This is a genomic window from Paenibacillus sp. FSL H8-0317 (genome assembly GCF_045040685.1).
GTDB lineage: Bacteria > Bacillota > Bacilli > Paenibacillales > Paenibacillaceae > Paenibacillus.
On the sequence record NZ_CP150294.1, the window covers coordinates 3,010,180 to 3,022,411 of the forward strand.

The 12,232-nt window shown below is 47.8% G+C and carries 1 protein-coding gene; it reads left to right on the top strand.

What is annotated here, in order from left to right; all coding sequences use genetic code 11:
- The first annotated feature begins 6 nt into the window (after positions 1-6).
- Positions 7-12,213, top strand: a complete 12,207-nt coding sequence (locus MHB43_RS13890) for an SDR family NAD(P)-dependent oxidoreductase (protein ID WP_405132146.1) — start codon at positions 7-9, stop codon at positions 12,211-12,213.
- Positions 12,214-12,232: the final 19 nt, after the last annotated feature.

Consider the following 12,232-nt stretch of genomic DNA (forward strand, 5'->3'; position numbering starts at 1 on the left):
GATCGGATGAAAGACGACTTGTATCAAATATACAATGATATCAGAACACGTAAACTAAATCCGCAAGATGCTGCCAATCAACTAACCTCTTTAATGGCGCAAAATCAACACACCCAGACTTCCGGCGAGTCTCAGGAGTCCGGGAACACGCTTCAGGCTGATACCGAGTTACATGAAAAGACACGCAGAATGTTGACTAAGGCTGTGGCTGATCAATTGAAGGTACGACCGGAGGAAATTGAAGCCGATGTGGAGCTCAGTGAGTATGGATTTGATTCCATTATGTTAACCGAACTGAGTAACTCCCTGAACAAGAACTACAGACTGAATCTGACCCCGGCCGTTTTTTTTGAACATTCAACGTTAGCGCAATTTACAGACTATGCTTTGGAAACTTATGTTGATCAATTTGCAGAACTGTGGACATCTCCTGCCTCGGCAGGAGATGTCCAGAAAACACATATTTCGTCTGAGTCCACAATGAAGAACAGATTTAAGTCATCCGAAAATTTTGAAATGGCTCACCAGTATGAGAACGCTGAGAATGCTGGAACTTCCGTAAATGATGAAAGCTTTCATCAAGCTCAGAAAAGAAACTCTCCAACCTTTCAGCGAGCAGACAAGGCGATAACAACGTTTGAACCTGTTGCGATCGTAGGCATGACAGGAAGGTTTCCGATGGCACAGGATACGGATGCGCTGTGGGAAAATTTAATCGAAGGAAGAGACTGTATCACCGAAATTCCATTGTCACGCTGGGATTGGAAGTCCATTTATGGTGATCCCCTAAAGGAATCGAATAAAACCAACATTAAATGGGGCGGATTTATAGATGGTGTAGATGAATTTGATCCTTCATTTTTTGGCATCTCCCCGCGGGAAGCGGAACTTATGGACCCACAGCAGCGTCTACTGATGCTCTATGTATGGAAGACCATTGAGGATGCGGGCTATGCTGCCCAAAGCTTGTCTGGAAGTAACCTGGGTATATTCGTGGGCACCTCCGGAACGGGATACAGCAGTCTGATTTCCCGTTCCGGAATGGCTATTGAGGGGTATAGCTCAACCGGAATTGTTCCATCCGTAGGACCCAATCGAATGAGCTATTTTCTGAATGTACATGGTCCAAGTGAACCGATAGAGACGGCTTGTTCAAGCTCGCTAGTTGCTATCCATCGGGCAGTAACAGCGATGAGAAATGGGGATTGTGATGCAGCCATCGTTGGCGGTATTAATACCATCCTGACCCCGGAAGGGCACATCAGCTTTAACCGTGCAGGGATGCTGAGTGAAGACGGGCGCTGCAAAACCTTTTCCGAACAGGCTAATGGGTATGTTCGCGGTGAAGGTGTCGGCATGCTGATGCTAAAGAGGGTGAAAGATGCAGAACAAGCGGGAGATCACATCTATGGGCTGATTCGGGGTACAAGCCAGAACCATGGTGGACGGGCCAACTCCTTAACGGCACCTAATCCGAAAGCACAGGCTGACCTATTGATCCAGGCCTATCGCAAAGCCGATATTGATCCAAGAACCGTTGGTTATATCGAAACCCATGGAACGGGGACACCTCTGGGTGACCCAATTGAAGTGAATGGGCTGAAGGCTGCTTTTAAAGAGCTGGCTCGTCAATCAGGAGATGAACCGCTTGGAACACCGCATTGCGGTTTGGGTTCTGTAAAGTCTCATATTGGACACCTTGAGATGGCTGCTGGTGTGGCGGGTGTCATGAAGGTACTGCTTCAGATGAAGCATCGTAAACTCGTGCCAGGCTTGCATCTGGATCATATTAACCCTTATGTCCAATTGGACAACAGCCCGTTTTATATTGTGCGGGAAACAAGAGAGTGGGCTGCCCCGAGAGATAGCGATGGCAGGGAAATGCCTAGACGTGCGGGAGTGAGCTCCTTTGGTTTTGGCGGCGTGAACGCACATATCATTTTGGAAGAGTATATTCCGAATCGGGAGAATCATGAAAAAAATACAACAGAAATCCCCGGACAACACCCTGCGATCGTAGTGTTGTCTGCCAGAAACGAAGCACGATTGCGTGAACAAGTGAATTTACTGCTTCAGGCCTTGCGTGAAGGAAAGTATGCAGAGAACGATTTGGCTAATATGGCCTATACGTTACAGATCGGACGCGAGCCTATGGAGGAGCGATTGGCACTGATTGTGAGGACTATGGCTGAATTGGCGACTGGCCTGACTCATTACATGCATGAAGGAGCAGTCACAGGTCATGACGGGATTGAAACGTACAGAGGGCAAGCCAAACGCAAGGACACACTCCTGTCACTAACAGAAGATGAGGAAATGCAGGATCTGGTCCATAAGTGGTACCTGCGTGGCAAGCTGGGCAAAGTCGCAGAGATCTGGACAAGAGGGTTCATTGTCCAATGGTCAGCTCTGTATGATGGGAAGAAACCAGCCAGAATCAGTCTGCCAACGTATCCGTTTGCCCAAGAAAAGTATTGGGTTCCGATCCCTGATTCCCGAATGCCGCGGCCATTCGAAGATGAATATTCGAACTCGGCAGGGGTTCTGCATCCCCTTCTACACAGTAACATTTCTAATTTATACTCACAGCGCTATAGCTCCATTTTTACTGGAACCGAGTCATTTTTGCAAACTTCTGCTACATCGGGCAAACGGACTTTTCCCGATGTAGCCTGTATGGAAATGGCTCGTGTGGCGGCGCAGCATGCCATGGAGTCGTCAGACGGGGATGGGCAATCGGTTATGAAGCTCAGATTATCCGATGTGAAGTGGGTGCAGCATGACACAAACATCCCGAACACGGCGTTTCCATTACAGATTCAAATTGAAATTTACCCTGAAGAAGATCATAAAGAACTTTTTTTCGAAATCAGCAGTGCTGGCGACAAAAAGGAACGGCAGTTATTAACGACGGGAAGAGTCTCCAGACCGGAAAGCTCTGCCTACGACCTAACAAGGTTTGACCTGAAAGTTATACGCAAGCGGTGTGAGTTGGATTTCAACTCAGCTACATTGAACGCAGACAATGTATGGTCTGGCGGACAGACGACGGGCCGTGTGAAACAAAGTTATAAGGGGAATGGAGAAGTACTGCTACACATCTCCAGTTCCGAAGAAACTACAAGATCTACCAACATGTTCATTGATCCAGAAATGCTGAAAGACGTCATTCAAGTTGGATTATGTGAACTCTGTGGGCAACAGGGTCAAGTGAACCTCGGGGGAGCCATTACCATAAAATCAGTCCATTCCTTGGAGGTTTTGCAGGATGGGCAACCTGTTTGGGTATGGATTCGCCTGGGCACGCCGCCACATCATGATTCGACTGGAGCGGTTAGATCCGATCTTAGACTGGACGTAGCCATAGCCAATGACGCTGGTCAGGTTCTGATCTGGATGGAACAAGTCACCGTGAGTATGCCCGAGGTAGAAGGCGTAATCCTTCTGGAGCCACACTGGGAAACGGCCCCAAACCGCATGTCTTCTTCCGTACCGGTTTCATACAGCGAACACCGGATTATCCTGTGTGGTGAGTTGACAAATTTCACGATGACCGAAATGTTGAAACAGGAAATGCCAGGGGTTTCCCTGATACAACTCGGTTCAGCAGGAACCCTTGTACAACGTTACGAAGCATATGTGCTTGCCCTGCTGGAGCAGTTCAAAGATGGTGAGAGCCTTCGTCATGAAGGAAGCAAATTCATTCAGGTTGTCATACCTGACGATGCAGAACAATCCAGACTGTGGACAGGGCTGTCTGGCCTGCTCCGTACCGTTCAGCTTGAACATCCGCAGGTACGCTGCCAGCTTATTGAAATGCAGCGTGATACGTCACTGGAACAATGGGTGGAGCGGCTTAAGTCCTGTGCAAATTTGCCGAATGAGGATCACTTGCGATATATGGAGAATCAACTGTACCGTGCATCATGGAAGGAACTGGTTCAGGATGTATCCACCGAGGCAGTGAGTTCCATCAGGGAGCGTTCTAATCGAGAAGGCCATGAGCATCTGCCCCCCCATCCGTGGCAAGATGGGGGCGTATACGTTATTACTGGAGGAGGCGGTGGTCTTGGACCCATTTTTGCACAGGAGATCGCATTCAAGGCGACCGGGACAACGATCATCTTGACGGGCAGGTCTCCAGCGTTGCCAACTGCCGTCAGGCAGAGGATACAGGAACTGCCTGCCCACATTCAATACTTGACCATGGATGTAGCGGATGAAGAAAAAGTTCAGACAGTGCTGGCGATGGTCCGTCATACGTATGGGAAAGTAAACGGCATTCTGCATGGCGCAGGCATTACCCGGGACCGTCTGCTTGAAAATAAAACAGGTGCAGAGTGCAGAGAGGTGCTGGCATCCAAAGTTGCAGGGACGGTTTATCTGGATGAAGCAACACGGAGGGATGACCTGGATGTCATGATTTTATTTTCTTCCGGTACAGGTGTGACAGGAAACATTGGACAGGCAGACTATGCGGCTGCCAATGCTTTCATGGATCGTTTTGCTGCTTATCGCAATACGCTTGTCCACCGAGGAGAGCGGACCGGACAAACGTTATCGGTGAACTGGCCTCTTTGGGAATCGGGAGGTATGCAGATCAATGAACAGCAATTACGCAATTTGAAAAAACAGACGGGCATGCATCCTCTGCGTGAAGAAGAAGGAACGGCAGCCCTGTATCAGGCGTTGGCAAGTGGAAGAAGTCAGGTACTGGTTGCGGCAGGTGAAGTGACTCGATTGAGACAGAAGTTTTTGTCTTCCCCCGATGCTCTTGACTCACGGAATGCGGGACAGCAAGCAATCCCAGAGGAACAGACGGATACAGCCTGGCTTGAAGATAAGGTCAGGGAAACGATGGCTTCCATGATTTCGTCACTTCTTAAGGTGCAGGTTACACACATTGATCCCGAGGTTGAACTTGGGGAGTATGGACTTGATTCCATCATGCTGACGGAACTGACCAACACACTTAACGAGAATTTCAACATGAGTCTTACCCCGGCACTGTTTTTTGAATATTCGACGCTGCAAGCCTTCTCGCAATATGTAACACGTACCTATCAACAACAATTTTTGACGAGATTCTCATCCAAGATGGTTCCCACACAAGCAAAGAGTGGGACTGAACGAGCTGAACCTCTTGTTTTCCGACAATTTACAAGTAAACATGCCTCGGGCGTGGGAAGGGTGAAGCCAACAAACGTCATGGAGGATCAAGGCATTGCAATCGTAGGCATGAGTGGTATTTTCCCGATGGCTGCTGACCCAGATGAGCTGTGGGACAATCTGGCAGCCCAGCGGGATTGCATTACGGAAATTCCTCGGTCTCGGCGGGAAAAGTATGCTTATCAAAAGGATTCTTTTAACGAGACTGGGGAGCTCGACATGATCTGGGGAGGGTTTATTGAGGGTGTGGATCAATTTGATCCCGGATTCTTTGGTATTTCTCCCCGTGAGGCGGAACTTATGGACCCGCAGCAGCGGCTGCTAATGCTGTATGTGTGGAAAGCAATTGAAGACGCCGGATATGCTCCGCAAAGCCTATCTGGCAGCAAGCTGGGCATATTTGTGGGAACGGCTGGTACGGGATACAGCAATCTCATCGCGTCTTCAGGCATGGCTATGGATAGCTATACGTCCACGGGAATTGTACCTTCGGTTGGACCGAACCGGATGAGTTATTTTCTTAACGTCCATGGCCCGAGCGAGCCGATTGAAACCGCATGCTCCAGTTCGCTGGTTGCGATCCATCGCGCAGTCACGGCGATGAGGAACGGGGATTGCAATGCAGCCGTTGTAGGCGGTATTAATACCATTTTGACACCCGAAGGATATATAAGCTTAACTAAGGCAGGTATGTTGAGCAGTGATGGTCGGTGTAAAACGTTCTCCGCTCAGGCTGATGGATATGTTCGAAGTGAAGGGGTCGGCATGTTGATGATCAAACCTCTCAAGGATGCCGAGGAAGCAGGAGATCATATCTATGCCGTTATCCGTGGAACAAACGAAAACCATGGAGGTCGCGCCAATTCATTAACGGCACCCAACCCCAAAGCTCAGACAGAATTGTTATTTGAAGCGTACAAAAAAGCGGGAATTGATCCGAGAACGGTAGGTTATATTGAAACACACGGCACAGGCACTCCTTTGGGCGATCCGATCGAGGTTAATGCGCTTAAAGCGACGTTTAGGAATCTGTATGAACACACAGGGGATAGACAAATGGGTGAGGCGCATTGCGGACTAGGCTCGGTAAAAAGCAATATAGGACATTTGGAGATGGCTGCTGGTATTGCAGGTGTAATCAAAGTGCTACTGCAATTAAAACATCAAAAACTGGCTCCAAATCTTCATCTGGATGAAGTGAATCCTTACGTGGAACTGGAGGATAGTCCGTTCTACCTTGTTCGTGATCTGCAAGAATGGAAGCCGATTACAAACGCGGACGGAAAGGCGATGCCAAGACGAGCGGGGGTCAGTTCGTTTGGTTTTGGCGGTTCCAATGCTCACGTCATTCTTGAAGAGTATACGGGAAAATTGGATAAAAAAGAGGCGAATCACTCAGCGGCACCTGAATATCCGACAATGATTGTTCTGTCTGCACGGAATAAAGGTGAGCTTCAGGAGCAGGTTCGTTTGTTGCTGAAGAGATTGCAGTACGATTCATATATGGATACTGATCTCCGCGATCTGGCCTATACGTTACAAGTAGGACGTAATGCGATGGAGGAGCGGTTGGGTGTGCTGACTTCCGGCATCGCCGATCTGAAGGAAAAGTTGAGCGCTGCACTGGATGGAGGCATGGAACAACTACCAGAAGGTTTAATGTACCAAGCGGGTCTGCAAGGTGGCAAAGAAGCATTATTATTTAACATGGACGAAGGCACAGAGGAAATCGTAAACCAATGGATGCAAAACGGTTCCTATGGAAAGGTGCTGGATCTGTGGACCAAGGGATATCCGGTTCGTTGGGAGCATTTATATAAAGATGATCAAGATAAACCTTCCAGGTTAAGCTTGCCCACGTATCCATTTGCTAAGGAAAAGTATTGGGTGCCGTATCAGTTCGCCCAAAAATTCGAATCGGGTTCCCCGGCCGAAAGACAACAATTTGTTTCTGAGAGTCAGCACGTACCATCGGAAGAAGCAACGGAACTTTTTTCTTTCCAGGAAATTTGGGAAGAATCCGCTCACCTTGACTCAGATTCGGCCAAGCTGGACAGAGAAAATGTCAGGGGACTGATATGTCTGTTATCCGATAAAATCAAACAGTCCATCATTCGCGAAATGTTGGCTCGCCGCAGTCCAGATACCGAGGTCTATTTTGTTGAAGAAACAGGCCTGGAGGCAGGGGAAATGGATCGGGAAGTATACTGTCAACAATTTCGCGTGATCGCCAAGCAAGGAGATCATATTGATGCGGTTCTGTATCTGTGGCCGTTTGATGATGCCCAATATTTACGTGATACAAGTCCGATTGTACACATGATCCAAGCGATGGTTATGGAGAATATACAACCCAAACGTATTTTACTGGCTGGAGAACATGCCACTGCGCTGGATCAGTGTTACCTCGACTCATGGATTGGCTTTGAACGTTCAATAAGTCTGAGTATGAAGAAGACGAAATTAACCGTATGCAGCTCGCAGGCACGACAGAACTCGGATATGTTGGCATTTGCGGACCTGTCGAACCTGCTGTGGGATGAACTTTTATCGGAATCGCCACAAAGTGTTCGTTTTGAGCATGGACGTCGTTTGGTAAGTCGAATGAAGCAAGTTGATTTAACGGAACATGCTGATGAGTATACCCTTTATCCGAAGCCTGGACAGACTGTATTGATTACTGGTGGACTTGGCGGATTGGGTGTTATTTTCGCAAAAGTCTGGGCTTCAAAGGGAATCAATCTTGTTTTGATGGGGCGATCTCCGCTGGATGAGATGAACAGGCAATTGCTCAAGGACCTTGGAAAAAATGGCAATAAGTTCATATATGTTCAGGCAGATGTGAGTGAAGCGGCGGAAGTAACAACGGCTCTGGAATCCGCAAAAATGCAATGTGGCGATATCCACGGATGGGTCCATGCCGCCGGAATGGAAAGTCAGGGAACCTTGCTGTCCAAAAGCATAAAAGAGTTCGATCAAGTGTTACGTCCCAAGGTTAAAGGATTACTTGTGATGGAGGAAGCATTGCAAAACGAACCTCTGGCTTTTCGTTGTTATTTTTCATCCTCGTCGGCGCTGCTGGGGGACTTTGGTTCCTGTGACTACGCTGTGGCCAATCGTTTTCAGATGGCGTACGCCCAGATGCAGGATCAGAATATTCGTACAATCGCCATTTTATGGCCACTTTGGAGAGAAGGTGGAATGGGCTCCAGAACGTCAGAAGGTACGGACATGTATCTGAGAACAAGTGGATTGCGTTTTCTGGAAAAGGATGAGGGGATCGCTTTTTTTGATCAGGTGATCAGACAATCCGGTACACATCAGCTTGCTCTGGCGGGAAGGGCAAGCCGGATACATCGTTTTTTGGGCTTGGACATGCCGGTTTCCAAGCAGTCTTCCCCTGGATTGCGCATAAAAGCGACAAAGCAGGATCAGGCCCAAATAAGGAATTCACATTCACCATTAAGGAAGACTTTACAGGAATGTGTAGTGCAAGAACTGAGAGACTGGGCTGCCCAACTGTTAAAAATGGAAGCAACCAAGTTGGACCCAGACCGGAATCTGGCGGATTATGGTTTTGATTCGATCAGTCTGGCAGAATTCGCTGAGCTTATGAGCCAGCAATTCCGGCTTGAATTGTCACCGACCGTCTTTTTTGCACATGGCACCCTGAACAGACTTTCGCAGCATCTGATCACATCCTTTTCCGAAGAAATGGAAGCAAGGTACAGCATGATGTCAACCGCATATCCAACACAAATACAGGATCACTCCCATACAGACAGAAACACCAATCCATCTGTAATGGAGCAGCTTGACGGATCAATGGATCATCCTGTCCCTGAACCTACTGAACTTCACAGGGAAGAACCTATAGCCATCATCGGCATGAGCGGAAGGTTTCCGCAGGCAGGCAACATCGAGGATTTGTGGACAAATGTTGAATCAGGTTCTTCATGTATATCGAGATTGCCCCGCAGTCGTTGGACCTCAGAAGGCGGGAAGGATGTAACCAATAAGGATGCTGATATTCCTGCATGGGGAGGTTATTTGGCGGATATCGATCGTTTTGATCCGATGTTTTTCCAGATTTCACCGAACGAAGCAGCGATGATGGACCCCAGACAACGTCTGTTTCTGGAAGAGGCGTGGCATGCTCTGGAGGATGCCGGTTATATGGGGGATCGTATTCGTGGCCAGAATTGTGGGGTATACGTTGGGGTTGAAGAAGGCGAGTATGGTTATTTGACAGCAGAGAAAGGATCGATTAACGGTAATCAAAATGCCACACTTGCGGCCCGTATTGCATATGTTCTGGATCTGAAAGGGCCCAATATGGCGATCACCGCCGCATGTTCTTCAGGGCTGGTAGCTCTTCATCAGGCGTGTCAGGCGTTAAGGAGCGGAGAGTGCGACACAGCCTTGGCCGGGGCTGTGAGTCTGATACTGTCTCCCATGCTGCACACAGCTCTCCATCGGGCAGGCATGTTATCCCCCGATGGCCAGTGCCGCGTATTTGACGAACATGCTAACGGAATGGTGCCTGGTGAGGCTGTGACCGCGTTGGTGCTCAAACCTTTGAAACAGGCCATTCGGGACGGAGACCATATTTATGGCACAATTAGAGGCAGTGGTGTTAATTACAGCGGACGAACCAATGGATTGACTTCGCCTGATCCTGAGTCACAGGCAGAGTTGATGAAAATGGTGCACAAACGGTATCGGATTGATCCACGTAGCGTGCAGTTCATCATGTCGCAAAGTGTGGGATCACCGATAGGAGATGCAATTGAGATGCAGGCATTATCCAACGTATATGGTTCTTACAACGATCAGGACATATCCGTGGCGATTGGTTCCGTAAAACCTTTAATCGGACATACCTTTGCGGCATCCGGTTTGGTTAGCCTCATAACGATGTTGATGGCCATGAGGCATAGAACAATTCCGGCTTTGCATTCCTATGAAGAGCCTAATCGGCATATCAACATGAGCATGGGCAGCAACCTCAATATCAATAAAGAAAACAGACCGTGGAGAACGTCGTTGAATGTATCAAGAATGGGAGCGATTAGCACCACAGGCATCAGCGGGACAAATGCACATGTGGTTATCGAAGAGTACGTAGCCGCTGAAACAGAGCAAAATGATGCAGTGAGCGAAGATTCGGTGGCCCAAGTTGTCATTCTATCGGCGTTGAACAAGGAACGCTTGCAGGCCGCTGCGCAGCAACTCCTGAATACAGTCATATTAAATAACGAGATGAGCCTGAGGGATGTGGCGTACACGCTACAAGTGGGCAGAGAAGCGATGCCGGATCGCTTGGCTCTAATTGTGAGTCATAAAAAAGAGCTCATTACAGGGCTGAAGAAGTTTTTGAAAGCGGAAAAGCCAAATAAAAACTGGGTTGATTCTTGTCCGATGTTTACTGGAAGGGCAGAAGAAGATTCGGCAGTGAAGGAGCTGTTGTCAGGAAGAGCTGGCGAAAAAATATTGAGAGCTTTCATGGCTGATGGCAGCCTTGATAAAATTGCACTGTATTGGTCCAAAGGAGGCAACGTTTCATGGGAAGGTCTGTATGAAGGAAAGCCTGCTCAAATCATTTCATTGCCTGGGTATCCATTTGAAAAGAGAAGATGCTGGGTTGACCTTACTCATACTCTTGCTCATGCTAAATCTGTAGTCGTTTCCAGCCTGGAGGAAGGAGCTCCTGATTCCAGTATAGATGTAGCCGGGAATACATCACTGGAACACAGGATCACAGCCATCATCCTGAATCTGCTTGGCTTGGAAAGCGGTGAGATTCAGGAATCAACACCTCTTGTGCAATATGGAATGGACTCCATCGTGTTTATTCAGTTGATTCAACGATTGCAAACCGAGCTGAATCCTGAAATCAATGCAGCAGATTTGCAACATTGTTTGACTTTGGCAGACATCATAGCAAGTCTGACAGACAGAATAAATCAGACCCCTACGCTTCAGGGCAAGCCAACAAGTTTTATCGTCACCGGACCGGAGGAGAAGACAAATGGTACTTTGAATTCGATTGTTAAGTCATGGTCACAATTCCCCGAACTTGTTCGGCTGAATCATGCTTCTGAAGGTCGACCCATCTTCTGGTTTCACGCCGCAATGGGTGGGGTGGAAGGTTATCAGGTTATTGCATCCCGGTGTACACGGCCCTTCTACGGGATCCAGGCAAGAGGCTGGATGACTGACCGCTCTCCGTTATATGGGATCGAAGGCATGGCAATGTATTATGTGCATGTCATAAAAACCGTTCAGCCGGAAGGGCCATATGATCTTGGCGGTTATTCTCTTGGCGGCCTGATTGCATATGAGGTGTGCAGGTTACTTCAGAATCAGGGTGACCAGGTAAACAGCGTGGTGATGCTCGATTCCATCCATCTCTCTGATGAAGACGAAATGACTTCGTCGGACAAAGGTTATATTTTACAATCCGTGAATATGTCGCTAATGTCTTCGATTCTTCATCAACCGGAGAAAATTGCAGACACGTTAATTCACCGCGATGAAATCAATATGGAACTAAGTAATGAGGATTTTCTTAAACACTTAACAGAAATTGCGAAATCCAGAGGGCTTTTCAAAAATGAGAAGCATCTACAGCAGCTCATTGAGCAATGTGTCAAGGTTCAGCAGGCATATCAGGCAGATCAGTACCAAGTTCAATCGCTTGCAGATCGAGATGCTGTGGCATGTTATTATTTCCGCAATCAAAGCGGACACTTCTTTGGTGAACTTGAGCCTTACTTTGTCACGGAGGAAGATTGCATCGAACTGAACAACTCAACCTATTGGAGTATATGGGCGGAGAACATTCCGAATTTTAATTTGTTTGACATCGATGTATCCAACCATATGTTACTGTTGTCCAATCCCGCAAGCTCTGATCGAATAGGTGCTTTCTGCAAGCAGTTGTATTCAAGTGAAGGGGTTACGGAAAAAGACATTCAATCCTTCAAAAAAAGTACCAAGGTAAGAGTCCCACGCAAGAGTTCCAAAAACCAGATTAAATAAGATCATCAAAAAAAGCGTT

Excerpts from the sequence above, each read along its gene's own strand:
- MHB43_RS13890 (WP_405132146.1), top strand. The coding sequence starts at position 7 with ATGAAAGACGACTTGTATCAAATATACAATGATATCAGAACACGTAAA.